At 71.9% G+C, this 24393-nt stretch carries 22 protein-coding genes; 6 read left to right on the top strand and 16 right to left on the bottom strand.

From position 1 onward, the window contains the following. Positions 1-60: 60 nt before the first annotated feature. Positions 61-1041 carry a phosphotransferase gene (locus ACZ5K7_RS35035; protein WP_468919955.1) on the bottom strand — a complete coding sequence of 327 codons (981 nt, stop codon included), beginning with the start codon at positions 1039-1041 and terminating at the stop codon, positions 61-63. A gap of 133 nt (positions 1042-1174) precedes the next feature. Here ACZ5K7_RS35035 and ACZ5K7_RS35030 point away from each other — a divergent pair, with 133 nt between their 5' ends. Next, on the top strand, positions 1175-2149 hold the full coding sequence (locus ACZ5K7_RS35030; RefSeq protein WP_468919952.1) for a TauD/TfdA dioxygenase family protein: 975 nt from the start codon (positions 1175-1177) through the stop codon (positions 2147-2149). Between the two features lies 1 nt (position 2150). Here the strand turns inward: ACZ5K7_RS35030 and ACZ5K7_RS35025 are convergent, their stop codons facing one another. From ACZ5K7_RS35025 to ACZ5K7_RS35010, 4 genes are all read right to left on the bottom strand, one after another. Beyond that, on the bottom strand, positions 2151-3182 hold the full coding sequence (locus ACZ5K7_RS35025; protein WP_351711174.1) for an LLM class flavin-dependent oxidoreductase: 1032 nt from the start codon (positions 3180-3182) through the stop codon (positions 2151-2153). 66 nt (positions 3183-3248) lie between these two features. Next, positions 3249-4751: a metallophosphoesterase family protein gene (locus ACZ5K7_RS35020; RefSeq protein ID WP_468919949.1), complete on the bottom strand. Its 1503-nt coding sequence runs from the start codon at positions 4749-4751 to the stop codon at positions 3249-3251. A gap of 63 nt (positions 4752-4814) precedes the next feature. Continuing rightward, the gene (locus ACZ5K7_RS35015; RefSeq protein WP_468919947.1) at positions 4815-5813 is read right to left on the bottom strand and encodes an MHYT domain-containing protein; all 999 of its coding nucleotides are present in this window, start codon (positions 5811-5813) and stop codon (positions 4815-4817) included. Between the two features lie 175 nt (positions 5814-5988). Continuing rightward, the gene (locus ACZ5K7_RS35010; RefSeq protein WP_468919944.1) at positions 5989-6639 is read right to left on the bottom strand and encodes an NADPH-dependent F420 reductase; all 651 of its coding nucleotides are present in this window, start codon (positions 6637-6639) and stop codon (positions 5989-5991) included. 171 nt (positions 6640-6810) lie between these two features. On the opposite strand from ACZ5K7_RS35010, the gene ACZ5K7_RS35005 reads away from it, so the two are divergent. Together ACZ5K7_RS35005 and ACZ5K7_RS35000 are read left to right on the top strand one after the other, a co-directional pair. Next, positions 6811-7254, top strand: coding sequence for a GNAT family N-acetyltransferase (locus ACZ5K7_RS35005; protein WP_468919942.1), 444 nt, complete (start codon positions 6811-6813; stop codon positions 7252-7254). A 258-nt stretch (positions 7255-7512) separates the two neighbouring features. Beyond that, positions 7513-9915, top strand: coding sequence for a M4 family metallopeptidase (locus ACZ5K7_RS35000; protein ID WP_351711164.1), 2403 nt, complete (start codon positions 7513-7515; stop codon positions 9913-9915). A gap of 58 nt (positions 9916-9973) precedes the next feature. On the opposite strand, the gene ACZ5K7_RS34995 is transcribed toward ACZ5K7_RS35000, so the two are convergent. The 3 genes from ACZ5K7_RS34995 to ACZ5K7_RS34985 form a co-directional block, all read right to left on the bottom strand. Further along, positions 9974-11173 (bottom strand): glycoside hydrolase family 64 protein, encoded by a 1200-nt coding sequence (locus ACZ5K7_RS34995; RefSeq protein ID WP_351711162.1) that lies wholly within the window; start codon positions 11171-11173, stop codon positions 9974-9976. A gap of 170 nt (positions 11174-11343) precedes the next feature. Continuing rightward, positions 11344-12099 (bottom strand): dienelactone hydrolase family protein, encoded by a 756-nt coding sequence (locus ACZ5K7_RS34990; RefSeq protein ID WP_351711160.1) that lies wholly within the window; start codon positions 12097-12099, stop codon positions 11344-11346. Positions 12100-12213: 114 nt separating this feature from the next. Next, entirely contained in the window at positions 12214-12834 is a 621-nt protein-coding gene (locus tag ACZ5K7_RS34985; protein ID WP_351711158.1) for an L-threonylcarbamoyladenylate synthase, read from the bottom strand. 560 nt (positions 12835-13394) lie between these two features. Here ACZ5K7_RS34985 and ACZ5K7_RS34980 point away from each other — a divergent pair. Beyond that, positions 13395-14924: a helix-turn-helix domain-containing protein gene (locus ACZ5K7_RS34980; protein ID WP_468919939.1), complete on the top strand. Its 1530-nt coding sequence runs from the start codon at positions 13395-13397 to the stop codon at positions 14922-14924. 146 nt (positions 14925-15070) lie between these two features. Here ACZ5K7_RS34980 and ACZ5K7_RS34975 read toward each other — a convergent pair whose 3' ends face one another. The 7 genes from ACZ5K7_RS34975 to ACZ5K7_RS34945 all read right to left on the bottom strand — a co-directional run bounded on the left by ACZ5K7_RS34975 (position 15071) and on the right by ACZ5K7_RS34945 (position 21833). Beyond that, a complete protein-coding gene (locus ACZ5K7_RS34975) occupies positions 15071-16303 on the bottom strand; it encodes a cytochrome P450 family protein (RefSeq protein ID WP_468919937.1) in 1233 nt (410 codons plus the stop codon). Next, on the bottom strand, positions 16300-17526 hold the full coding sequence (locus ACZ5K7_RS34970; RefSeq protein ID WP_468919935.1) for a cytochrome P450 family protein: 1227 nt from the start codon (positions 17524-17526) through the stop codon (positions 16300-16302). Before ACZ5K7_RS34970 ends, ACZ5K7_RS34975 begins: the two co-directional genes overlap by 4 nt. Further along, positions 17523-18146, bottom strand: a complete 624-nt coding sequence (locus tag ACZ5K7_RS34965; protein WP_351711150.1) for a GTP-binding protein — start codon at positions 18144-18146, stop codon at positions 17523-17525. Before ACZ5K7_RS34965 ends, ACZ5K7_RS34970 begins: the two co-directional genes overlap by 4 nt. Beyond that, positions 18118-18480, bottom strand: a complete 363-nt coding sequence (locus tag ACZ5K7_RS34960; RefSeq protein ID WP_453578638.1) for a DUF742 domain-containing protein — start codon at positions 18478-18480, stop codon at positions 18118-18120. The genes ACZ5K7_RS34965 and ACZ5K7_RS34960 overlap by 29 nt, the downstream gene beginning before the upstream one ends. Further along, positions 18477-18899: a roadblock/LC7 domain-containing protein gene (locus ACZ5K7_RS34955; RefSeq protein ID WP_468919931.1), complete on the bottom strand. Its 423-nt coding sequence runs from the start codon at positions 18897-18899 to the stop codon at positions 18477-18479. Before ACZ5K7_RS34955 ends, ACZ5K7_RS34960 begins: the two co-directional genes overlap by 4 nt. Then, on the bottom strand, positions 18896-20368 hold the full coding sequence (locus ACZ5K7_RS34950; protein WP_468919929.1) for an ATP-binding protein: 1473 nt from the start codon (positions 20366-20368) through the stop codon (positions 18896-18898). Before ACZ5K7_RS34950 ends, ACZ5K7_RS34955 begins: the two co-directional genes overlap by 4 nt. Before the next feature lie 217 nt (positions 20369-20585). Continuing rightward, positions 20586-21833 carry a serine hydrolase domain-containing protein gene (locus ACZ5K7_RS34945; RefSeq protein WP_468919927.1) on the bottom strand — a complete coding sequence of 416 codons (1248 nt, stop codon included), beginning with the start codon at positions 21831-21833 and terminating at the stop codon, positions 20586-20588. 223 nt (positions 21834-22056) lie between these two features. On the opposite strand from ACZ5K7_RS34945, the gene ACZ5K7_RS34940 reads away from it, so the two are divergent. Then, the gene (locus ACZ5K7_RS34940; protein WP_351711140.1) at positions 22057-22230 is read left to right on the top strand and encodes a hypothetical protein; all 174 of its coding nucleotides are present in this window, start codon (positions 22057-22059) and stop codon (positions 22228-22230) included. Between the two features lie 5 nt (positions 22231-22235). On the opposite strand, the gene ACZ5K7_RS34935 is transcribed toward ACZ5K7_RS34940, so the two are convergent. Further along, a complete protein-coding gene (locus tag ACZ5K7_RS34935; RefSeq protein ID WP_468919924.1) occupies positions 22236-22703 on the bottom strand; it encodes a hypothetical protein in 468 nt (155 codons plus the stop codon). Between the two features lie 334 nt (positions 22704-23037). Between ACZ5K7_RS34935 and ACZ5K7_RS34930 the strand changes: the two genes are divergently transcribed. Further along, positions 23038-24387, top strand: coding sequence for a transaminase (locus tag ACZ5K7_RS34930; RefSeq protein ID WP_468919921.1), 1350 nt, complete (start codon positions 23038-23040; stop codon positions 24385-24387). The last annotated feature ends 6 nt before the right edge of the window (positions 24388-24393 follow it).

Genomic DNA, 24393 nt, shown 5'->3' with positions numbered 1-24393 from the left:
TGGGCCGGTCGGAGACGGCCCCCGACCGGACGCCCCTGGCGCCGGTATCAGACTCTTCTGCTACGCGTCCCTGACGGCCGCGGCCAGACGGGACACGGCCGCCGGGTCGGGTACCTCGGACAGCCGGGCGGCGACCTGGCTGTTCGCGAACTCGCGCTGCTCGGGCGAGAGTTCGGGGTCGACCGCGGCCGCTGCCTGGACGTGGATGTAGTTCAGCGAGGTCGCGAAGAGCATGGCGAAGGACTCCGGACCGTGGACGGTGGCCGGGCCGCCCGCCCGCCGGTAGGCGCTGGCCAGGCGACGGGCCGCGGCCGGGTCCGCCCGGTTGCCGCCCGCCCACACGTACAGGGCCTGGGCGAACTCCCGTCCCGCGGAGACGGGCCCGGCGTTGTCCCAGTCGAGCAGGACCGGCCCGGACGGGCCGACCAGGACGTTCTGGGGCTGCAGATCGAGGTGGGAGGTCACCCGGTCGCCGGCGTCGGAGGGGGTCACCCAGCGGGCCAGCTCCACGGCCGACGTGCTGATGAACCGGCCCAGTTCGTCCGCCCAGGGGACACCGGCCGCGGTCGCCTTCTCGTGCAGGTCCTTCCAGTCGCCGGCCTCGGGGCACCGCTCGTACCACCGGTCCGGCGCCTCCACCGCGCCCTCACCCGCGCGGTGGAGCAGGCCCATGGTCCGGCCGAACCAGTCCAGGATCCCCGGCTCGGAGATGTCCGCCGGGCTGCCGTCGATCCAGTCGTACAGCTTCACAGGGGACACACCGGCGGCGGTCGGGACGCGGGTGACGTGTGCGCCGTGGCGGTTGGCGAAGAGCCGCGGCGAGGCGATGCCGAGTCGCTCGGCCGCGAGCCGTAAGGAGGCCTCCCGCTCGACGTCTTTGTCGTCGCAGCCGAAGAGGAGTTCCTTGACCGCCCGGGCGGTGCCGTCCGCTCCCGTCAGTTTCCAGATCCGGCCCAGCGCGCCACGGGTGACGGGCGTCAACGTCCAGGGTCCCGGGCCGAGTCCGTAGGCCTCGGCGATGAGATCGGCCGTGTCATGCATGTGTTGCTCCTCCGGTACGGGTCCGCTGCCCTGCGATCATGGCGCGGCCGACGCTTTTCGCAATGTCTTTTGTTGCGGGCGGCGTCTTGTCACGATCTTCAGTGGACCGGTACCGACGACCATCGGAGCACGCATGACGACGGACAGGGGCACGGCGGAGCAGGCGAAGCGCGTCGCGGGGGCCGAGGTGCGGCCTGTCGCCGGGCACATCGGGGCCGAGATCACCGGCGTCGACCTCGCCGGGGACCTCGACGGCAAGGTGGTCGCGCTCATCCGGGAGGCGGTGCTGCGCTGGAAGGTCGTGTTCTTCCGGGAACAGCGGCTGGACCACGCCGGCCATGTCGCCTTCGCCCGGAGGTTCGGTGAGCCGGTCGTGCTCGGGCGCCGGGGCAGCGCCTCGCCCGCCGGCTTTCCCGAGGTGGAGACCACCGCCGACCGGCTGGAGCTGGGCGGACGGTTCGGCATGGAGCACGAGGAGTGGCTCCAGCGGCGCCGGCACACCCTGCTGCGCGGCTGGCACTGCGACCACGGCGCCCGGATCGACCCGCCCGCCGCGACCATCCTGCGCGCCGAGACCGTTCCGCCGTACGGCGGCGACACCACCTGGGCCAACCTGGCCGCCGCCTACGCGGGGCTCTCCGCACCCGTGCGCGCCTTCGTCGACGGACTGCGCGCCGAGCACCGCCTGGGCGTCGGCTACCAGCCCCGGCCCGGCGACGACTCCTACCTCCGCCATCTCCTCGACCATCAGGTCGCCTCGGTGCACCCGCTGGTGCGCGTCCACCCGGAGACCGGCGAGCGGGTGCTGTACGTCAACGGCTACTACGTCGAGCAGATCACCGACGTCTCGCGACCGGAGAGCGCCGCGCTCCTGGAGATGCTGCTCGAACAGGCGGTACGGCCCGAGTACACGGTCCGCTTCCGCTGGGAGCCCGGCAGCGTCGCCTTCTGGGACAACCGGGCCACCATCCATCTCGCGCCGAGCGACAACGCCCACCTCGGCCACCCCCGCGTCATGCACCGGGTGATGCTGCACGGCGAGGTGCCGGTCGGCGTGGACGGCAGGCCGTCGGAGCCGGTGACCGGCACGGAGGCGGGCCGCTGGTGACTCAGACGCCCGGCTGCGGACGGCCCAGTGCCGGGCCCAGCCGGGTCGCCATGTCGGTCAGGATCTGCACGTAGTCCTCGTGGTCGAACGTGAACGGCAGCGCGAAAGCCACCTCGTCGACCTCCCGGAACGCCGCATGCGCGTGCAGCTGTTCGGCGATCTCGGCCGAGGTGCCCACCAGGTCCGGTGCGAACAGCAGCCGCGCCGGACCCTGCGGGGCCGTGGTGCGGGGCAGCCGCTTGGCCGCGTACGCCTCGTACTTGGCGCGCTGCTCGGGCGTGGCGGAGTCGGTGGGGATGACGACCAGGCCCTGCGAGACCCGGGCCGCGTCGCCGTCCGGGTGGTGGGCGCGGAACTCGCGGATGTGCGAGAGCTGGATCTCCGCGAAGTCGTACGCGTCCTTCGGGTCCCCGGCCCGCACGACACTGCTGGTCAGGAAGTTCATGCCGTGCTCGCCCGCCCAGCGCGCCGAGCTCAGGCTGCCGCCGCCGTACCAGAGCCGGTGCCCGAGACCGGGGGAGTGCGGCTGGACCACGTCCGAGAACACCTCGAAGCCCTCGACCCCGCTGAAGTCGGTGGCGGGTTTGCCCCGGACGTGGTCCAGTAGCCGCTGTACCCGCTCGTAGCTGAAGTCCTCGGCATCGGCCGTGTCCGGGTAGAGGGCCTCCCTGACCTGGTCGTAGTGCATGGGCGGGCCCACGCTCACGCCGGGGTTGAGGCGGCCGCCGGACAGGATGTCGACGGTCGCCAGGTCCTCGGCGAGCCGCAGCGGGTTCTCCCAGCCCAGCGGGATCACCGCGGTGCCCAGTTCGATGCGGCTGGTGCGCTGCGAGGCCGCCGCGAGGACGGCCACGGGGGACGAGATGCCGTACTGGAGGTGCCGGTGCCGCACCCACGCGCTGTCGAAGCCCAGTCGTTCGCCCAGCTCGATGATCTCCAGCGTGGACTCGTGCCCCTTGCCCGGATCCGCCCCGTCGAACAGGCCGATGGTGAGGAAGCCCAGTCTGCGCAGTGGGCGGGGGGTGGACGGCACGGGTCCTCCAGCGGTCGTACGTCAGTTCTGCCCCGATTGTGACACCCGAACATTGCGGGAGTGTGATCAGACGAGCGGGATGATGATCTCGTCCTCGACCGGTGGATCCAGCTCCTGCGTACGGTTCCCGGTCGCGGCGAAGCAGCGCAGCCGTACCGCCTCCGGGCTGACGTCCAGGCGCAGGAAGCACTTGAAGAAGGGCGGGGTGTAGGTGGCCGAGCCGGGGGAGAACAGCTGGGTGTAGATCTTCTTCACCGGCAGCCGGAAGCGGGAGGTGCGGTCCGGGCGACCGCCGGCGCCGAGCAGGCTCGCCACCAGCCGGGTGCGGCGGGTGACCCGGGTGTCCGGGCCGGGCGTACGGCTGGGCTTGATGCCGAGGCGTTCGGCGATCACCGCCGTCGCTTCCTCCGCGGTGAGCGTGAAGAACCGGGGCAGGCGCAGCCGGCGGCCGTACAGCCGGCTGTAGAAGGCCAGGGAGTCGCCGCGCAGCGGGTAGCAGCGGAAGTCGTCCTCGGTGACGTTCGCTATGGAGACCCGCGGGATGGTGTGGGTGGCGTGCATGAAGGCACCGCCGCCGCCCGCGACCACGTACTGGATGGTGCGGCCGGCCACGTCGACCGGGTAGCGCTGGTAGTTGTGGATGTCACCGCCGATCGCCGCCACATAGTGGTGGGCCGGGTCGCGGACGATGTCATCGACCGTGCCGCCGCCGTCGATCGGGCAGGGATGGTGCTCGCCGTCCACGTACAGCGGGGAGCCGGTGACCAGGATCTTCGGGCGCGGCCCCTGCGACACCTCCCGCAGCCACGCGCCCTGTTCGGCGTCGACCGTGCCGAGCAGACCGGTGTCGATGCCGACGATCCGGACGGGGCCGGCGTCGATGGCCCAGTAGGGGCCGGGCTGTACGGCGTGCTGCTCCGGCGTCGGGCGCAACGTCCGGGCCTCCGCCAGGAGTTGCTCGTCGGCCGGGCCCGGCCGGTGCCACAGCAGGGTGCGCCACCAGGCGTGGGAGAGGGGGCGGGGCTTCGGCTCGGGCGGGAGCGGCGGGGCGTCCTCGCAGAAGACGCGCATGAACGCGCCGAGGTCCTCGTACCAGTCGTGGTTGCCGGGTATCGCGTATATCGGCGCCGGATAGTCCTGGTACGGGCGGAAGAACTTGGTGCCGTAGTCGTCGGTGGCGCCGACCGGATAGATCACGTCGCTCGCGATCACCGCGAAGTCGGTGTCCTGACTCACCTTCAGGAACCCCGGCACGACGGCGTACTGGGAGTCGTCGCCCTCACCGGTGTCGCCGATCACCATGAACGAGAACCGGTCCCCCTCAGCACGCCGGATCACCTTGTCGGCGGCTGCCCCGGCGGCCGCCCGCTGTGCCACCCAGCGGCTTCGGGTACGGCCGGTCGGGTCGCCGAACCAGGACGCCAGCACGCCGTTGCGGGCGGCCCACATGGTCCTGGGGTTGAACCAGAAGAGCTTCTCGACATGGCCCGGCATCAGCCGGCGATATGCACCGCGCTCGGCCTCGCCCCAGCCGGCGCCTTCTGCTGTTTCGCGTGAGGAGTCAGACACGCGGGCACCGTAGCAACGATCAACGAACCGGTGAGGCGGAGGGGTTGGTGTCCTGCGGGGCCGTCACCATTCGTAGGGGTTCGACGGGGCGCCGTACGGGTCCTCGGGACGGGCGGGGGTGCCGTACCGGTCCGGGGCGGCCGGTGCGGTGCGCGCCGCCGTGCCCGGCTGTGCCGCGCCGCCGCCCGGTGCCGGGCGGGCGGGACGGCCGTGCCGCCTCCCGGGTGTGCGTCCGCCGTCCGGTCCCGGTGGCCGTGACCGGGCCGCCCGGGGCGGGGTCACCGGCCGGTCCTTCCCGGCAGCCGCCTGCCGGTTCCAGTCGCCTTCGCCCAGGACCAGCAGCGGGTCGAACATCACCACCACCCCGGCCAGCAGCAGGAAGACGGCCGGGCCCAGCAGCATGGGCAGCAGCAGTGAGGTCGGTGACGCGCTCGACCAGGAGGTGGCGGACGCCGGGTGCACCTCGACGCTCACGGCCGTCATGGCGGTGAAGTGCATGCCGAACACCGCCAGGCCCATCACCAGGCTGGCGCCCAGGCTCGCCATGAAGCCCCGGACCGACACCGCGGCCCACAGGGCGGCCGTCGCCGCCGCGATCGCGATCAGGATCGAGAGGGCGACCGTGACCGGGTCGTAGTGAATCGTTCCGTCAAGGCGGAGCGCGGCCATGCCCAGGTAGTGCATGGCCGCCACGCCGAGACCGGTGATGACGCCCGCCGTCGAGAGCGTTCCGGCGGTCGCGCCCCGGTAGCCGACCGCGAAGACGCCGATGCCGACCACCAGGATCGCCACCACCAGACTGAGCAGGGTCAGGGCCACGTCGTAGCGGATCGTGGTCTCCTGGACATGGAAGCCGATCATCGCGATGAAGTGCATCGTCCAGATGCCGCAGCCGATGGAGGCCGCCCCCAGGGCGAGCCAGCCGGGCTTCCACGACTGCCCGTTGTGGTAGAGCGACCGGACGATGCAGCGCAGCCCCAGGGCTCCGCCGAGACAGGCCATCAGATAGGCCGCCACCGGAGTGACCGCGCCGTAGTGGAACCCGCTTGTCGTGCCGTGCATAAATGCAACTCCCCCCAGAGTCACGGCTGTTGAGGGGAAGGTACTACGTGCCGGGGGCGTGCGCCCCGGCGTTCACCGGGACTTCGGCTGCCGCTCGGACGCCACGGATCGGCACGGCCTCTCCACAAGCCGTTCTCGGTCCGGGCACGGCCGTGGCTCAGGGTGCGGCACCGGCTCAGGGCGCGACGATCTTGATCGCGCTCATCCAGCCGTGCCCCTCGGGGCGGGTCTGCAGAGCCATGTGCAGCAACTGGATGCCCTCCAGTTCGCGGGCGTGGCGCAGTCCGCCGACGACCACCGGGTTGAGCCCGCCGGAGGAGACCAGCTCGGCCACCTGGTCGCGGGCCGCCGCGTCGTCACCCGCGATGAACACGTCCAGCGGCAGCCCGCCGACCTCGCCCGCGACCAGCGCGCCCGCGAACGTGGTGTTGAAGGCCTTCACCACCCGGGTGCCCGGCGCGGCGGCCTCCGCGATCTGCTGGGCGCCGGAGCTGTCCGGAGGCACGGTGAGCCGGTCGAAGGTGGCGAAGTCCACCGGGTTGGAGATGTCGACGACCGTCTTCCCGGCGAGATGGTCCCCGTACTCGGTCACCACCTGCCTGGCCACGTCGAACGGCACGGCCAGTACCACCACGTCGGCCGATCCGATCGCGTCCGGCACGGCGGGTGCCACATCGGCGTCGGCCGTCCGCTCGCCCAGGGCGTCGGCGAGGTTGGCGGCCTTCGCCGGATCGGTGCCGACCAGCCGGACCGTGTGCCCGCCCGCCAGGGCCCGGGTGGCGATACCGCCCGCCATGTTGCCTGTGCCGACGATGAAGACCCGCATGGGTGAGCCCTTTCCGTGGGGTGGAGGTGAATCAGAATAAACAGGATGAATCGGCAAACTCGTCGCGACTCGGGCTGGGTGCGAGGTGTTTCGCCGTCACGCCGGGGAGGGCGTTCCGTACGGGCAGGGTGCCGAGGAGGAGCGCCGGACCGCTGGGTAGCCTGGCCCGTCATGGGGGACTGGGGGATGCGGCCGGCGTCGCCGGCGGACGTCGAGGCAGTGGCCGAGCTGCGCGCCGTCGTGCTGCGCGACGATCTGGAGCGGCTCGGGCGGTACGACCCGCGGCGCGTCCGGCAGCGGCTGCGGGACGGGTTCGACGCGGCCCACACCTGGGTGATCGAGGCGGGCGGCGCCTTCGCCGGCTGTGTCGCGCTGCGGCCGGCCGCCGACGCCCACTGGCTGGAACACTTCTATCTGGCCCCGGACGTCCAGGGCGCCGGCATCGGTTCGGGCGTGCTGCGCGAGCTGCTGGAGCGGTGCGACCGCGACGGCGTGCGCGTACGGCTGAACGTCCTGCGGGGCAGCGCGGCCAGGCGGCTGTACGAGCGGCACGGGTTCACCGTCGAGACCGAGGATCCGGTGGACGTGTTCATGGTGCGCACGCCGTCCACGTAGCCCCGCCCGGCCCCGACCGCCTCACCCGGCATAGGGAAAACCCTTGATTGACCTCGACATTACTGACATGAGCGGGTCAAGACTGGAATCCTCGCTCAGCACACGCTTTCTCCATGGCGTGTCCATGGATCACGGACCCCGTGTCCCGGTCCTCCCGATCCCGGTCCCCGCACAGCTCAGCTCGTCCCGGACAGCACATCCCCGTCTGCCCGGTCTGTCACCGGCCGCGACCCGGCGGCCGCAGCAGGAGGAGTACGAGTGAGACGTCTTCCCCACAGACGCGCCACGGTAGGAGCCGCCCTGGTCTCCACCGTGGCGTTTCTCGCCGTCGGCATCCAGTCGGTTCCGGCGAACGCCAAGCCCGCCGCCCCCCACCCCAGCCCCCTTCGCGCCGGCGGCCTGGAGGCCAAGCTCAGCCCCGCCCAGCACACGGCGCTGATCAAGAGCGCCCAGCAGCAGACCGCCGCGACCGCCCGTACCATCGGCCTCGGCGCCAAGGAGAAGCTCGTCGTCAAGGATGTCGCCAAGGACAACGACGGCACCCTGCACACCCGTTACGAGCGCACCTACGCCGGCCTGCCGGTCCTCGGCGGCGACCTGGTCGTGCACACCCCGCCCGCTTCGCTGGCGGCCGGCACGGTCAGCACCACCTTCAACAACAAGCGCACCATCAAGGTCGCCTCCACGACGGCGGCCTTCACCAAGTCGGCCGCCCAGGCCAAGGCGCTCAAGACCGCCAAGGCCCTCGACGCCGAGAAGCCCGCCGCCGACAGCGCCCGCAAGGTGATCTGGGCCGGCAACGGCACCCCGAAGCTCGCGTGGGAGACCGTGGTCGGCGGCTTCCAGGACGACGGCACCCCCAGCCAGCTGCACGTCATCACGGACGCCACGACCGGCGCGGAGCTGTACCGCTACCAGGCGGTCAAGTCCGGTACCGGCAACACCCAGTACAGCGGCACGGTGACGCTGAACACGACCCTGTCGGGTTCGACGTACCAGCTGTACGACACCACGCGCGGCGGCCACAAGACGTACAGCCTCAACAACGCGACGTCGGGCACCGGCACCCTGATGACCGACACCGACGACGTCTGGGGCACCGGATCCGGCTCCAACACCCAGACCGCCGGCGCCGACGCGGCCTACGGCGCCCAGACGACCTGGGACTTCTACAAGAACACCTTCGGGCGCAGCGGCATCAAGAACGACGGCGTCGCCGCGTACTCCCGCGTCCACTACAGCACGGCGTACGTCAACGCCTTCTGGGACGACTCCTGCTTCTGCATGACCTACGGCGACGGCACGAGCAGCACGCACGCCCTCACCTCGCTCGACGTGGCCGGCCACGAGATGAGCCACGGCGTCACCTCCAACACCGCGGGCCTCAACTACACCGGCGAGTCCGGCGGGTTGAACGAGGCGACCTCGGACATCTTCGGCACCGGCGTGGAGTTCTACGCCAACAACTCCTCCGACGTCGGTGACTACCTCATCGGCGAGAAGATCGACATCAACGGCGACGGCACCCCGCTGCGCTACATGGACAAGCCGAGCAAGGACGGCGGATCCGCGGACAGCTGGTACTCCGGCGTCGGCAACCTCGACGTGCACTACTCCTCCGGCCCCGCGAACCACATGTTCTACCTGCTCTCCGAGGGCAGCGGCACCAAGACCATCAACGGCGTCACCTACAACAGCACGACCTCCGACGGCGTCGCCGTAGCCGGCATCGGCCGGGCCGCGGCCCTGCAGATCTGGTACAAGGCGCTGACGTCGTACATGACGTCCAGCACCAACTACGCGGCCGCCCGGACCGCCGCGCTCAACGCCGCGACGGCTCTGTACGGCGCGAGCTCCACCCAGTACGCGGGTGTGGCCAACGCCTTCGCGGGCATCAACGTCGGCAGCCACGTCACCCCGCCGACCTCGGGGGTGACGGTCACCAACCCGGGCAGCCAGTCCTCGACGGTGGGTACCGCGGTCAGCCTGCAGGTCTCGGCGAGCAGCACCAACAGCGGCTCGCTGACCTACGCGGCGACCGGACTGCCGACCGGCCTGTCGATCAGCAGCTCGACCGGCGCCATCACCGGCACACCCACGACGGCGGGCACCTACAGCACGACCGTCACGGTGACCGACTCCACGGGCGCCACCGGCACCGCCTCCTTCACCTGGACCGTCAGTTCCAGTGGGGGCGGCGGCAGTTGCACCGCCACACAGCTCCTCGGCAACGCGGGCTTCGAGTCCGGCAACACCACCTGGACCGCCACCAGCGGGGTCATCACCAACGACACCGGCCAGGCGGCACACGCGGGCTCGTACAAGGCCTGGCTGGACGGCTACGGCTCGACCCACACCGACACGCTCTCCCAGTCGGTGACGATCCCGAGCGGCTGCACCAGCACCACGTTCACGTTCTACCTGCACATCGACACCGCCGAGACCACCACCAGCACCCAGTACGACAAGCTGACGGTCACCGCCGGTTCCACCACCCTGGCCACGTACTCCAACCTCAACGCGGCCTCCGGGTACGTGCAGAAGTCCTTCAGCCTCGGTTCCTTCGCGGGCAGCACCGTGGCCCTGAAGTTCTCCGGTGTCGAGGATTCCTCGCTCCAGACCAGCTTCGTCGTCGACGACACCGCCGTGACGACCGGCTGACGTACGGGAAAGGTGAGCGTCCCGCACCCGGACTCCGGGTGCGGGACGCTCGGCCGTGTCAGCTCAGCGGGTCCAGCGTGAGGTACGCCTGCTGCGGACTGCCGTCGTTGACCAGCGACTCCTGGTTGCCGACGTCGTCGAACGCGAAGGCGTACGCCTTGCCGTCGGCCATCTGGGCGTGGATCTTGCGCGCGTAGTGGTTGGTGACCGTGTCCAGGTAGAAGTCGGCCGGGTTGGTGTCCGGCTGGTTCGCACTGGTCAGCAGCGTCGACCGGTTGAAGCCCGCGCAGAGTGTGCGCGAAATCGGTCCGCGCACCTGGTCGTTGGGCGCGTCGAGCAGGTTGTGGCACCCGAAGATGCTGTTCGCGTCCGGCTTCTGGAAGCTCGTCACCACCGCTCCGGCGGAGTTGGTGAAGTTCATGACGTTCCCCGAGACCCGGCCGTAGTACTTGGTGTTCGGCTGGTCGGCGAACGGCGTGACGGTCAGGGTCGACGTCGCGTACTTCGACCAGACACGGTTGACGTAGTCGTCCATGACGGTCGACGGCAGCGCCCCGGTCTCCACGCCGTACAGCGGGGAGAGCGCCCGCAGGACCGTGCCGTCAGACCGGGTCTGGATCAGGTTCGCCCAGCCGCCGGGCTGCCCGCGCAGGGCGCTGAAGAACCCGTTGTAGCCGCCCGACTTGAGGTGCCCGGTGCTGGCCGTGCTGCCGTCTGAGCGCTGTACTCCGACCGCGTAGGGCACCGAGAACATGTCCACCTGGGTGCTGTTGATCCACAGACCCGAGTCATTGAGCGTGTACTCGGACCAGTTGAAGAGGATGTTGCGGTTGGGGTCGCTCGGGTTCTGCACGGCGGGCTGCACCAGACCGCCGGTGGTCAGCCTGAAGTCGAGCTTCTGGCCGTAGGAGAAGTAGATCCGGCCCGAGAACTTCGGGATCCGGATCGTCTTCGACTGGCCCGCCGCCGGGCCCGTGATCGAGGCGTCCGGTGCCGGGGTCGGCGGGTTGCCGCCGGCCGGCCAGGCGTGGAAGGTGCCGTTGGCGTCGGCCCAGCCCTGCCGACCGGTGGAGAGCTGGGTGCCGAGGTCGTAGACGTACACCTGGTCGCCGCGGCCGGAGTTGTTGGTGATCTTGAGCGGGATCGTGTCCGGCACCGCCGCGTCGGCCGGGTGCGGGGTGCCCAGCGTGAGCACCCCGCCGATCAGTGCCGCAGCGGCCGCCAGGGGCAGCGTCCGGCGTGCGAGTCCTGTGCGCACTCTCCACCTCCGTGTGGGGTCGGGGTTGGTACGAAATTGGTCCGGACCAATTTTGAGAGCGCTCTCAGGGTGGCGGCGAGGCGGGTTCATGTCAATGCGTAGGACGAAAGAAGGGGCCCGGTCGACGGGCCCCTTCTTGCGGTGACGTCTGGTTCGGTGACGTCGGTGGATCAGAGAGCGCGCTTCAGCAGGTCGAGCAGCGCGGCCCAGTGGCGCTCGGCGGCCTCGGCGGAGTACGCCGGGGTGTCGGCCTGCGTATAGCCGTGCGCGGCACCCGGGTAGACCTCGCAGGTGTTGCGGATGCCGGCGGCGTCGAGTGCCTCCTGGAAGGTGCGGATCTGCTCCGCGGTCATCGAGTGGTCCTGGTCGGCGAAGCCGAAGTACAGCTCCGCGGTGATGGGGCCGACCATCAGGTGCGGGCTGTCCGGGGTGTCGTTGACCAGTCCGCCGCCGTGGAAGCCGGCCGCCGCGGCGACCCGCTCCGGGAAGACGGCGGCGGTCCCCACGGCCAGCCGGGCACCCATGCAGTAACCGGTGATGCCGACCGGTCCGTCGGCCACCAGCGGGCTGTCGGCCAGCCAGTTCAGGTAGGCGTCGGCGTCCCGCTTGACGCGCTCGGGCGTCAGCGACTGCAGGATCGGCATGATCCGCTGCCAGATCGTCGGGTCCGCCGAGGGGTCGATGAACTCGGGGAGGTCGATGACCGGCGTGCGGCCACTGCGGTAGAAGACGTTGGGGACCAGCACCGTGTAGCCCGCGCCGGCGAGCCGGTCCGCCATCGACTTCAGGTGCGGGCGGATGCCGTAGGCGTCCTGGTAGAAGAGCACGCCGGGGTGCGGGAGTCCGTCGGCGGGGTGGGCCAGGTAGGCGTCGGCGACGCCGTCCGCGGTGGTGATGTCCACGTCGGTTCCCTGTACGGCGGTCATGGCGCAAGTGCCTCTCTGTGGAGTCGGCGTCGGGGTGGGGGACACCCGGCGCGGCATGTCCTGATCATCGTGGCACGCCGGGGTGAGCGAGCAGTGGACGGGGGATCCTCGAGTTCACTCGAACCGGGAGGTGTCGCCCGCGCCCCGGCGGACGATCTCGGCCTCCCCGCCGGAGAAGTCGATGACCGTGGTCGGCTCGGTGCCGCACTCCCCGGAGTCGACCACCGCGTCCACCTGGTGGTCGAGCCGGTCCTTGATCTCCCAGCCCTGGGTCAGCGGCTCCTTCTCGTCCGGCAGCAGCAGGGTGCTGGACAGCAGCGGCTCGCCCAGCTCCGCCAGCAGCGCCTGGGTGACCACATGGTCGGGGATGCGCACCCCGACGGTCTTCTTCTTCGGGTGCAGCAGCTTGCGCGGCACCTCCCGGGTCGCCGGCAGGATGAAGGTGTAGCTGCCGGGGGTCGATGCCTTGACGGCCCGGAACACGTCGTTGTCGACGCGCACGAACTGGCCGAGCTGGGCGAAGTCGCGGCACATCAGTGTGAAGTGGTGCCGGTCGTCCAGGTGCCGGATGCCGCGGATCCGGTCGATGCCGTCGCGGCTGCCGAGCTGGCAGCCCAGCGCGTAGCAGGAGTCGGTCGGGTATGCGATGAGTGACCCCGAGCGCACCGCGTCGGCGATCTGGGAGATGCTGCGCGGCTGCGGGTTGTCGGGGTGCACGTCGAAGTACTTCGCCATTCGACGAGCTTATGCCGTACGGGCCGGGCCGGCCGCGCGGACCCGGCGGGGCGGGTGTGGTTGTGGGTTGTCGGGGATGCGGCGGGGCGGGTGTGGTTGTGGGTTGTCGGGGATGCGGCGGGGCGGGTGTGGTTGTGGGTTGTCGGGAAAGCGGCCGAGCGGGTGTGGCTCTGGGCTGTGGTGGATGCGGCGGGGCGGGTTCGGTCCTGGGCTGTGGTGGATGCGGCGGGGCGGTACGGCCCCGGGGCGGTGCGATGACCGGCTCCGAACGGGGGAGGCGTTTCCCGGAGGCGGGTGCCGGTTTTCCCGGAGGCCGACGGCGCCGGTGCGGCCCGGTCCGCGTCTTCGGAATTCGTGTGCATACCCGCGGGGTTTCCGGGCACCCGCTTCTTCAGCCGCCCGAGGGCCCTCCCCCCCGGCCCCGGGTGAGGCGTTCTCCGTCGGCGGCCCTTCCCCCGAGGGCCGCCGACGGAGGTGTACCCGGCGGCGGGACCGGCCCCGGGTTCATCGGGTAACGTCCGAAGGCCGAGGCGGACGACAGGGACGAGGAGCAGGGCGAGATGGCAGGCCGGGAAGGCAAGGGCCCGCACCCCCCGACACCCCACGGCGACACCTGGGCCACGCAGCTCCTCGACCATCTGCGCCCCGGCGCCCGCGACCCGCGCCGCGTGGTCGCCTGGCTCGCCCGCGCGGTGCAGGCTACGGTCTGCCTCCAGAACGCCGACGGCACCCTGCTCGCCGGGGAGCCGCTGTCCCTCGACGACCACCTCGTCGCCGAGGTGGTCACCGGCCGGATCTCCGCCGCCGCCGTCCAGGACGGCGACCGGCATCTGCGGCTGGTCGCCGTCCGTGCCCCCGACGCGCGCCCGGCGGCCACCTCCCTGCTCGCCGTGGCCCGCGCCACCCCCTTCGACCGGCGCGCCGCCGAGATCGTCACCCATACCGCCGGCATCGTCGAACTCCTGCTGCGCGAGCGCGAGTCGACGGCCGCCGGGCGCCGGCTCCGGCGGGCCACCGCCGATCTGCGCCTGGCCATCCTGCAACTGCTGATGGTGGAGGACACCGTCTCCGCCCGGCGGGTCGCCGCCGGTCTGTGGCCCGGCCTCCTCGACACCGACAGCGCCAGCGTGTACGTCGTCGAGGGGCATCCGGCGGAACGCGACGGGCTCGCCGAGGACTGCCTCGACATCACCCGCGGCCAGGCCCTGGTCGTGCGCTGCCCCGCGGTCGACGGCCACGTCATCGTCGTCAGCCCCGCGCCCACGGCGGGCCGGTGGCTGCGCTCGCTGGTCGACGGCCGCCCCGGCACCTTCCTCGGCGGCAGCGTCCGGCAGAGCCTCGCCCGCACCGCCACCGCCTACGGCCAGGCCATCAGCGCCCTGGCCGTCGCCCGCTTCCGCCCCGACCAGACCGCCGTCTACGCCGAACGCACCCACCCGGAACGGCTGATGGACCCCGTCGCGCTGCACACCTGGTCCACGAGCGTGCTCCGGCCGCTGGACACCCTGCCCCACCACACCCGCGCGGAACTCCTCGCCACCACCCGCCTCGGCCTGGAGTTCACCGCCGTCAGCGCGGCCAAGGTCCTCGGCGTCAGCCGCAACACCGTCCGCGCCCGCATGGACCGCGTCGAGGCCCTCCTGGGCGCCGATTTCTCCGACCTCGCCGTGCGCGCCACCGCCCATCTGGCCCTGAACACCCAGGCGGCCCGGACGGAGGACCTCGGCGGTACGGCACCGCAGGCGTCCGGCGCGCGGCTCGGGGACCTGCTGGCCGGACCCGGGCTGCGCGCCTGGGCGCACGACCTGCTGGACCGGCTGACCCGGGACGGCCGTGACCTGCGCGGTACCCTGCGGGCCTGGATCGCCGCCGACGGCAACGCCGAACGCGCCGCCCAGGACCTGGGGGTCCACGCCCAGACCGTCCGCGAACACGTCCGGGGCGCCGAACCCGTCCTGGAGCGTCAGCTGCTGGCCGCCGGCACCGACCTGTACGAGGTCGTCCTGGCCCACCTCGCCCTCGGGGACCTCACCGCGCCCGCCCTGCTCGGTGCGAATCCGGGCCAACCGGACTCACCTGTGCACGGGTGAGTCCTCCAGGTGCCCGATCGGGCATCGCTGCGGTACCCAACGGCCGGATCCGCACGTATCTTCACGTTCCGCGGGGGCACGACCGGAACGGGGGACCGGTCGCCGCCCCCGCGACCCCTGGACTCAGGTCCCCGCGCGCGCCGGGCTCACACCCCCAGCCGTACCGGGATCTCCTGCCAGCCGAAGGCGATGAACGACGGCACCTGCCGCAGTTCCTCCGCCCCGACCGCCAGCCGCAGTCCCGGGAAGCGGTCGAACAGGGCGGGCAACGCGGCGAGCGCCTCCGCCCGGGCCAGCGGCGCGCCGATGCAGCGGTGCACCCCGAGCCCGAACGAGAGATGGTCGTCGGCCCCGCGCGCCGCGTCGAACACGTCCGCGTCCGCCCCGTAGCGCTCCGGGTCCAGCCCCGCCGCCGCGTACGTCGTGATGATCGCGTCCCCGGCCGGAACGGTGACGTCCCCGACCTTCAGGTCGGTCACCGCGAACCGCAGCGGCAGCGAGGCGATCGACGGATGCAGCCGCAGCGTCTCGTCGATCACCGCGTCCCAGCCGACCGTCCCGGCGCGCACCGCCGCCAACTGCACCGGATGCGTCAGCAGCGCCACCGTCGCGTTGCCGATCAGGTTGACCGTGGTCTCGAACCCGGCGCCGATCACCAGCAGCAGCGTGTACAGCAGTTCCTCGTCGCTGAGCCGGTCACCGTCCTCGTCGCGGACCCGGATCAGCTCCGTGGTCATGTCGTCGCCGGGGTGGTCGGCCTTGTACGCGATCAGCCCGCCGAGGACCGTGCCGATGCGCTCCTGCACGAACACGGCGTGCTCCGGGGTCGGGTCGGAGGTGTCCATGATGGCCGCGATCAGCTCACCGGTGTCCGCCCGCATCTCCTCGGGCACCCCGAACAGTTCGCAGATCATCCGCATGGGCAGCGGATGCGCCAGCTCGGCACGGAGGTCCACCACCGAGCCGTCGGCGCCCGCGGCGGCCACCGTGTCGAGCAGCCCCGCGGCGATGGCCGTGACGCGCGGCAGCATCGCCTCGGTGCGCCGGTGCGTGAAACTCGGCGCCACCAGCTTGCGCAGCCGCGTGTGGTCGGGGCCGTAGGCGGAGAGCATGTTGACCACGCCGATCCAGCTGACCACCCAGCCCCAGGAGGGGTGTTCGCCGATCTCCGGCCACAACCGCCAGTGCTTGCGGGGATCCTTGCTGACCCGGGGATCGAGGATCAGCTCCTTGAGGACGTCGTAGCCGGTGGGCGCCCAGGCGGGTATGCCGCCGGGCAGTTCGACGGGCACGACGGGGCCGAGGGCGCGTAACCGTGCGCTCTCCGCCGGGATGTCGGAGCCGAACGGGTCGAGAGCGATGCGGTCGGTGACGGTCACGACGACTCTCCAGGCTGGTCGGGGGAGCGGGGGCTGAACCGGACGGGCAGGGATGTCAGCGAGCGGTGGAACGGGCCGGGCCGCCAGCTGAGCCGTTCGCGGGGCAGGACCGGGTCGAGGTCGGGCAGCCACAGGGTGAGCCGCTCGATCGCCTCGGTCGCGATGAGCAGCGCGTGGTGCCGCACCGGGCAGGCGTGCGGGCCCGCGCCCCACGACAGGTGCGAGGCGTCCCCGGCCTGTCGGCCGTTGGTGACCTCCCGCTCGGCGAACAGCCCCACGGCACCGAAGGAGACCACCACCGGGATCGCCGGCCTGACCCACGCCCCGTGGAAGGAGACGGGCCGGCGGGCGTAGTAGATGCCGTAGTTGGCCAACGGGGTCTCGTGGTGCAGTACTTCGATCACCGCGTCCATGACCGGGCGGGCGCCGCTGGTCAGCGTGGAGTAGTAGAGGGAGTTGCCGAGGATCCGGGACAGCGCGTTGGACACCAGGTTCGTGGTCGGCTCGTACCCCGCGCCGAGGGTGAGGAAGACCTGCCAGGTGACCTCCTCCGGGGTCAGCCCGGCCGGGTGGTCCAGGAGCATGCTCGGCAGGTCCTCGCCACGCTCGGCGACCTTGGCGGCGACCAGTCGCAGCACGTAGTCGGCGAACTCCGCCTCGCCCTCGACCGCCTGCGCACCGCCCTCCATCATCTTCAGGAGGCCCTCGTTGAGCCGGTCGCCCTGGCTGTCCGGCAGCCCGAACAGGTTGTTGAACACCAGCGCCATCAGCGGCCGGGTGAAGTCGGCGACGAGATCCGCCTCGCCGCGCGGCCCGAAACGGTCCACCAGCACCCGTACCGCGCGGTGCACCAGCGCGCGCAGATCGTGCGGCTCGATCAGGTCGAACACGTCGATGAGGCTGGTGCGGTAGCGGATGTGGGCGTCGGCGTCGGAGAACAGGGCGTTGGGCCGCCAGCGCATCATGCCGAGCAGCGGGGAGTCCTCGGGGACGGTGGCCTCCCAGCCCCGCGGGTCGTGCGAGAAGGTCTCCACGTCCCGCAGTACGTCGAGGGCGGCGCGCCGCTCGGTGATCACGTACGCGGGCGTGCCCGGCGCCAGCTCCGCCCAGCCGACCGGGCCCTGGGCGCGCAGCGCCGCGTAGTAGCCGTGCGGGTTCCGGGCGAAGCCGTCCTCCCACAGGCGCACCGGTCCGGAGACGGTGAAGGACTGCTGCACGGTCATCGGGCCTCCACCGGCCGGTCGTCGATCAGATGCTGTACGAGGGCGAGCAGCGCGTCGATCGAGGAGCGCGGGTCCCGGGCGTCACAGGTCACCATCGGGGTGCCCGGCTCCAGGTCCAGGGCGGCCCGCAGCTGGTCGCTCGTATGGTGACTGGGCGCGTCGGGAAACGCGTTGAAGGCGACCGCGTACGGCAGCCCCGCCTCCTCCACCAGGCCCAGCACGTCGAAGGAGGCGTCGATCCGCCGACTGTCCACCAGGACCAGGGCGCCGAGCGCCCCGTAGGAGATGTCGTCCCACAGTGTCCGGAACCGCTGCTGTCCCGGCGTCCCGAACAGATAGAGCACGATGCCGCCGGCCAGGCTGATCCGCCCGAAGTCGATCGCGACGGTCGTCGTCTCCTTGTCCCGCACCCCGTCGAGCTCGTCGACATGGGCGGAGGCCTCGGTGAGGTGCTCCTCGGTGTGCAGCGGGCGGATCTCCGACACCGCGTCGATCAGGGTCGTCTTGCCCACCCCGAACGGCCCGGTGACCAGGATCTTCACCAAGTCACGGGCGGTGTCGGGGAGATGGGGGCCGCCCGCGCGGGGCAGCTCACCGGTGCTTGAGGGCGCGGAGGCCATCGGCCACTCTCTTCAGCAGGTCGGGGTCGAACCGTTCGGCGGGCGGGATCGGCGCGCGGGCCTGGACCAGGTCCCGGTCGACGAGGTCGGCGGCCAGCACCCGGACGGCGGAGACCGGCAGCCGCAGCAGCGCCGCCGCCTCCACCAGCGTCAGCGCGCCACCGGACAGCAGCTCCAGCAGGGCCTGTTCGGCCGCGGGCAGACCGGCGGGCAGGGGGGTGGCGTCGCGGGTGAGCACGGTCAGCCGTTCCAGATGCGGACGGCTGGGCCGGGCCACCCCGCCGGTCGACAGATACGCGGGGACCAGGGGACGGCCGCCACGGCGGCCGGTCATGCCGGTGCGCCGCCGTCGGAGCCTCTGGGCGCCGCCGCCATCGCCTTCTCGCCCAGCCGGGCCACCTGCGAGTGCACCCGGTGCGCCAGCAGGTCGAGCCGCACCTCCGGGTCGCCGTAGGCCGCCACACAGGTGCCGTGGTCGGTCGGCACGATCAGCACGTACCCGTGGTCCGACTCGATGACCACCTGGCGCACCTCGGCCCGGTCCCGGTCCGCGAACGCGGCGGCCGCGGCCCGGCAGGCGCCCTGCACGGTACTGGTGATCGCGGCCACCCGGTCGGCGGTCGCCTGGGACAGGGCGTCGGTGTACCCGGTCGCCAGGCCGTCCCGGGTGAGCAGGACGGCGGCCAGTACATGCGGTACCTGCAGGATCGGATCCAGTACCCATGCCGTCTCGCCCGCATCGCGGCTGGTCATCTGGCCGCTCCTCCTTCGTCGTCGGTCCGTTGGGGATCGGGCGCGCCGGCCCGCTTGGGGGTCCGCGCCGCCGCGGTGCCGTACTGCAGGGCCGCGAGCGCGGCGGCCGCCTCCTCGGGGCGCCGGGCGGCCGGCTGCTGCTGCGGTACGCCGGGGCTGTCGGGACGGGTACGACGTCGCCGCTGCGGCAGACCGCCCAGGTCGCCCGGCTCCTGGTGGCCGGGGGCGCGTTCGTGCTCGGCTCCGGGGACGGCCGCGGCGGGTGCCGGAGCCGAGGGTGCGGGGGCCGGGGGAGCCGGGGGCTCGGCCGACGGCGTCCCGTCCACGGCGGGCCGGCCCGACGGCGTCTCGTGCGCGGCCGGTTCACGCGCCGGCTCCCGGCGCACCACCGTGCGCTCGCGCGTCGAGCGCGGCGCGCTGGCCGACGGCGGCCGTACGCCCGGGTCGATCCGGCCGAGCAGATGGCTGTCGACCCGCAGCACCGCGCGCACCCCGCCGTAGGGCGACGGGGAGGAGACGTCGACGCTCAGGTCGAACTGGCGGGTGAGCTGGCCGACCGCGGCCAGGCCCATGCGCGGCGGATCGCCGAGGTCGGTCAGCAGGATCGGGTCGCTGCCCGCCACCAGCCGCTGGCCGCGGGCCCGTTCGTCCTGCGTCATGCCGACGCCGGCGTCGTCGACGGTGACGCACACCCCGTGGTGGACGTGCTCCAGATTGACCACGACGTCGGTGTCCGGTGCCGAGTGGCGCAGCGCGTTGTCGAGCAGTTCGGCGACGATGATGGCGACCGGCTCGACCGCGTGGGAGACCAGGGCGGTGCCCGGCTCCAGGTGGTTGTGGACCGTGACCCGGTGGTAGCCGGCGAGCCGGGCCTGGCCACCGGTCACGGCGTCCACCACGTGGGACTCCTCGCGGGCCAGCCCCACCCAGGCCCCGCACACCACCGCGGCCACCTGCGCCCGCCGCAGCGACTGCTCGTTCTCGTGGTCCAGCGCGAACAGCGTCTGCGCCAACTCCGGATCGTCATAGCGCTGCTGGAGTCCGCGCAGGGCGTCCTGCAGGCGGTACAGGGCGGCCTGGATCTCCCGGGTGGCGCCCCGCAGACCGGCCTGCGCGGCCGCGTCGATCCGGGTGCGCTGTGCGGTCAACTCCTCGCGCAGCGCGGTGAGTACGTACTCCAGCGCGATCCCCGTGGGAGTCCCGGGCGTGTTCTGCCCGGCCGGACCCGGCACCTTGAGGTGCGGATGCGTGAGCTGCGCGGCGGCCGCGGGCATCCGGCGGGCGGCCAGATGCTCGACCTCGGAGATGAACGTGCCCTCGGCGCCCGCCAGGTGTGTACGAAGCTCCTGCACCTCGGCCCGCAGTGCCGCCTTCTGGCGCCGGGCCCGCAGCAGGCTGCCGCCGAGGGCGAGCGCGGAGAGCGTTCCGGCGGCGAGACCACCGGCCACCAGTTCCGGCAATTCGATCATGGAATCGGTTTCCAGGGGGAGTAGGGCAGCAGTGGGCACGGGGAGCCCAGGGCTCTCCCATGTGGCGCTCGCAGCACAGTACACACCGTCATCGACCGGCCCCGCACGGTGAATCGTTACATCACTTCGAATCTGCTCGGTGAGTGTTCGCTTCTGTGTCAACTGTCGGAAATGCCTTGCGCAGAAGGCAAGTTGGAGCCGTGTGCGGCGCGCGCCGTCAGCGCGTGGCGGCGGCCGGCGCCGGCAGGTCGAAGACGTGGGCGGGCGAGATGATGTGGGTGATCGCCCGGCCGAACAGGGTGCTGGGCTCGATGTTCCCCCGGTAGCTGATGTCGGTGTTCAGCAGGACGACCACGGTCGTCCGCGTCGACGGCAGACAGACGGTCAGGGCCTCGTAGCCCGGCAGTGAGCCGTTGTGCCCGATCCAGCTCTGGACGTCGAAGACGCCGAGGCCGTACCCGGCGCCCGGTATCCCCGTCGACGGGGTCGTCAGCCGCTGCTTCTGGACGGCCGGGCCGACCATGGCCGTGCCGTCGGGGAAGACCCCGGTGGCCGCCGTACGCGCCCAGGTGTGCAGGTCGTCCAGGTCGGAGATCATCGCGCCGGCCGCCCAGGCCCAGGAGGGATTCCAGCCGGCGGTCTCCTCGACCTTTCCGGTCGCCGTCTGGTCGGTGTAGCCCTGCGCGTGCGGGGTGGGGAACTCGTTCCCGGCCGGGAACACCGTGTGGCTCATGCCGGCCGGAGCGAGGACGTGTTCCCGGAGGTAGTCGCCGAGCCGCTGTCCGCTCTCCTTCTCGACGAGCAGGCCGAGCAGGATCAGGTTGGTGTTGGAGTAGGAGAACTTCCGCCCCGGCTGGAACAGCACCGGGTGCCTGAAGGAGTAGGCGAGCAACTGCCGAGGGGTGAACGGGCGTTGTGGATCCGAGGTGAGCGCCCTGAAGAAGCCGTTGTCCTCGGAGTAGTTGAACAGCCCGCTGCGCATCCCGGCCAGGTCCCGCAGGGTGATCCGGTCGCCGTTCGGCACCCCGTCGAGGTACCTGCCGATGGGGTCGTCCAGGCCCACCTTGCCCTGGTCGACCAGTTGCAGCACGGCCGTCACGGTGAACATCTTGGTCTCGCTGCCGATCCGCATGTACAGGTCGGGTGACATCGGCTGCCCGGTGTCCTTGTTCGCGACCCCGAACGAGCGAACGTAGTCGGGCCGGCCGGGTGTCCAGACCCCGACGGTCACCCCGGGTACGTCGGCCTCGCGCATGACCTTCCGCACGGCCGCGTCGAGTTGCCTGGCCACGGCCGGGGTCATGTCCCGGACGTCCGGGCTGCCGGACGGTGACGGGGCGGGCGAGGGCGCGGCGATCGCGGCTGGTACGGAAGCGACCGCCCCGCCGGCCGGCGGTACCGTCAGTGTCCCCAGCACGACGGCGATCGCGGCGCCGCCGCGCAGCATGGCGAAGGTGTGCGACATGGGCTGACTCCCAGCACGTGAGAGGGACGTGCGGTGGGGGTCGGACGTCAGAACCCTGACTTCACAGGATACGAGTGCGCGTCCGACGGTGCCTGTCGACCGGGGGACTCCGGAATGCTTGTAGGACAGGTGGCCGGGTCCGATCGGGGGGCTGCGCTCACCCGACCCGGTGAGCGCGTGGGACGGCGCGTACCACCGGCGTGTTTCCGGGCGTTGCTCCGGCATGGACGGATCCTCACCCACGCCCTGGCGCCCGGCCCGGGAGCCGCGCGCCCTCCGCTCCAGCGAGCCGATCTACGCCCAGCTCCGGCAGGAGTGGCGGGACCAGGGCCGTACCGTGCCGGCCGAACCCGAGGGCCGGCGCGCCGTCGTGTTCGTCCCGCCGCCCCGCCGCTGACCTCGCTACTCCCCGCACATCGGGGCCAGCACCGACAGCGTCCCGTTGGCCTCCCGCAGGGCCAGTTCCAGCGTGCCCGGCGCATGCAGCGCACCACTGCCGTCCGGCGGCACCAGCCACTCCAGATACCGCGCCGGCCGGTACGGCGGCGGTACGGCGACCCAGGCGCCCTTGGTCGCACAGCGCAATCCGGAGCCGATCCAGCCGCCGGACGGATCGGGCGGCAGGAAGAAGCCGACCCGGCCCGCCGCGCTGTCCACCAGGGTCGGCCCGGGCACCGGCAGCGGCGGCCGCCACAGCAGGTCCAGTGTGAGCAGACCGAGCCGTTCCGGGACGCTCAGCACGTCCCAGAAGCGGCCCGCCTCCAGCAGGGCGACGCCCTCCCCGTGGTCCCACTCCCGCTTGCACGCCCGGGGGTCCGCCGAGGCCGCCGCGAGCCATTCCACACCCTGCATCCACATCGCGTTCGTCATGCACTGCTCCGGGGGATCACCGCTCGCCTGTTTCGGACGCAGGGAACGACCGACGCCGGGCACTCGGCGCGTTCGCACGCCAACCCGGCATATGCATGCTGGTAGATATTTCTATGTGGCGGAAGGGGTGGCGAACCCTGGCGTTTTGGGGCGAATGTTCGAACACTGGGCGTCAGTGCGCTTGTCGAACGGCGCGCGGGACGACTCTCGGGCGCAGCCACACTCGAATCCATCGTCTTCGCAAATGATTCGAGCGTCAGATCTTGAACAGGCGCTGGTATCGGTCGTACGCTCCCGGTATTCCGTCGCCACCGCTCCGAACCAGGGGTACTCCATGGACCGCACCCGACTGCACGCCCTGCTGGCCCGGGAGAGCGCCGAGGCCGAGCGGCGAAATCCCCGTTCCCGAGCGGCATATGCCGACGCCGGCCATCTCTTCGGCCGAGTCCCGATGACCTGGATGAACAAGACCGCCGGTGCCTTCCCCCGCTACCTGGCGACCGCGCGCGGCGCCCGGGTCACCGACCTCGACGGGCACACGTACATCGACTTCTGCCTCGGCGACACCGGCGCGATGGCCGGTCACTCGCCGGCCGTCGTGACGGAGGCGGTGCAGCGCAGGTTCGCCGAATTGGGCGGGGCCACCGCGATGCTGCCGACGGAGGACGCGGAGTGGGTGGGCGCGGAGCTGACCCGCCGCTTCGGGCTCGCCCGCTGGAGCTTCTCGCTCACCGCGACGGACGCCAACCGGTGGGCGATCCGGCTCGCCCGGGCCGTCACCGGCCGCCCGAAGATCCTGGTGAACAGCTACAGCTACCACGGCAGCGTCGACGAGTCCCTCATCGTCGTGGGCCCCGACGGCAAGGGCGCACCCCGCCCCGGAAACGTCGGCGCGCCCTGTGACGTCACCCTGACCAGCCGGGTCGCCGAGTTCAACGACCTGGCGCAGCTGGAGCGCGAACTCGCCCACGGCGACGTGGCCGCCGTCCTCATGGAACCCGCCCTCACCAACATCGGCATCGTCCTGCCGGAACCCGGCTACCTGGCCGGCGTGCGCGCCCTGACCAGGCAGTACGGCACGCTGCTGATCAACGACGAGACGCACACCTTCTCCGCGGGACCCGGCGGCTGCACCGCCGCCTGGGACCTGGAGCCGGATCTGCTGACCATCGGCAAGGCCATCGGCGGCGGCATCCCGGCCGGTGCCTACGGCCTCTCCGCGGACCTCGCCGAGCGCCTGCTGGCCCGTGCCGACCTGGACCTGGTCGACATGGGCGGGGTCGGCGGCACCCTCGCCGGCAACGCGCTCTCGGTCGCGGCCACCCGGGCCACCCTGGAGCACGTGCTCACCGACGAGGCGTTCGCCCGCATGGCACGGCTCTCCGAACGCTTCGAGACCGGCGTCCGGCAGGCGGTGGAAGCGCACGCCCTGCCCTGGTCGGTCAGCCGGCTCGGGGCCCGCACCGAGTACCGCTTCGCCGACCCGGCCCCGCGCACCGGGACCGAGTCCGCGGCCGCCGCCGACCCCGAGCTGGAGGACTTCCTGCACCTCTACCTCGCCAACCGGGGCATCCTCCTGACCCCGTTCCACAACATGGCCCTGATGTGCCCCGACACCACCGAGCAGGACGTCGACACCCACACCGCGGTGTTCGGCGCCGCCCTGCTCGAACTCGTCGGCTGAGGACGA

Source organism: Streptomyces sp. NPDC031497, from assembly GCF_055580905.1.
The sequence above is the reverse complement of the archived record's forward strand: the minus strand, read 5'-3'. Positions and strand labels throughout refer to the sequence as shown.

Excerpts from the sequence above, each read along its gene's own strand:
- ACZ5K7_RS35035 (WP_468919955.1), bottom strand. The coding sequence starts at position 1,041 with ATGCATGACACGGCCGATCTCATCGCCGAGGCCTACGGACTCGGCCCG.
- ACZ5K7_RS35015 (WP_468919947.1), bottom strand. The coding sequence starts at position 5,813 with ATGCACGGCACGACAAGCGGGTTCCACTACGGCGCGGTCACTCCGGTG.
- ACZ5K7_RS34970 (WP_468919935.1), bottom strand. The coding sequence starts at position 17,526 with ATGACCGTGCAGCAGTCCTTCACCGTCTCCGGACCGGTGCGCCTGTGG.
- ACZ5K7_RS35005 (WP_468919942.1), top strand. The coding sequence starts at position 6,811 with ATGGGGGACTGGGGGATGCGGCCGGCGTCGCCGGCGGACGTCGAGGCA.
- ACZ5K7_RS34965 (WP_351711150.1), bottom strand. The coding sequence starts at position 18,146 with ATGGCCTCCGCGCCCTCAAGCACCGGTGAGCTGCCCCGCGCGGGCGGC.
- ACZ5K7_RS34935 (WP_468919924.1), bottom strand. The coding sequence starts at position 22,703 with ATGACGAACGCGATGTGGATGCAGGGTGTGGAATGGCTCGCGGCGGCC.
- ACZ5K7_RS34930 (WP_468919921.1), top strand. The coding sequence starts at position 23,038 with ATGGACCGCACCCGACTGCACGCCCTGCTGGCCCGGGAGAGCGCCGAG.
- ACZ5K7_RS34955 (WP_468919931.1), bottom strand. The coding sequence starts at position 18,899 with ATGACCAGCCGCGATGCGGGCGAGACGGCATGGGTACTGGATCCGATC.
- ACZ5K7_RS34945 (WP_468919927.1), bottom strand. The coding sequence starts at position 21,833 with ATGTCGCACACCTTCGCCATGCTGCGCGGCGGCGCCGCGATCGCCGTC.
- ACZ5K7_RS34950 (WP_468919929.1), bottom strand. The coding sequence starts at position 20,368 with ATGATCGAATTGCCGGAACTGGTGGCCGGTGGTCTCGCCGCCGGAACG.
- ACZ5K7_RS34960 (WP_453578638.1), bottom strand. The coding sequence starts at position 18,480 with ATGACCGGCCGCCGTGGCGGCCGTCCCCTGGTCCCCGCGTATCTGTCG.
- ACZ5K7_RS35030 (WP_468919952.1), top strand. The coding sequence starts at position 1,175 with ATGACGACGGACAGGGGCACGGCGGAGCAGGCGAAGCGCGTCGCGGGG.
- ACZ5K7_RS34980 (WP_468919939.1), top strand. The coding sequence starts at position 13,395 with ATGGCAGGCCGGGAAGGCAAGGGCCCGCACCCCCCGACACCCCACGGC.
- ACZ5K7_RS34990 (WP_351711160.1), bottom strand. The coding sequence starts at position 12,099 with ATGACCGCCGTACAGGGAACCGACGTGGACATCACCACCGCGGACGGC.
- ACZ5K7_RS34940 (WP_351711140.1), top strand. The coding sequence starts at position 22,057 with ATGGACGGATCCTCACCCACGCCCTGGCGCCCGGCCCGGGAGCCGCGC.
- ACZ5K7_RS34985 (WP_351711158.1), bottom strand. The coding sequence starts at position 12,834 with ATGGCGAAGTACTTCGACGTGCACCCCGACAACCCGCAGCCGCGCAGC.
- ACZ5K7_RS35010 (WP_468919944.1), bottom strand. The coding sequence starts at position 6,639 with ATGCGGGTCTTCATCGTCGGCACAGGCAACATGGCGGGCGGTATCGCC.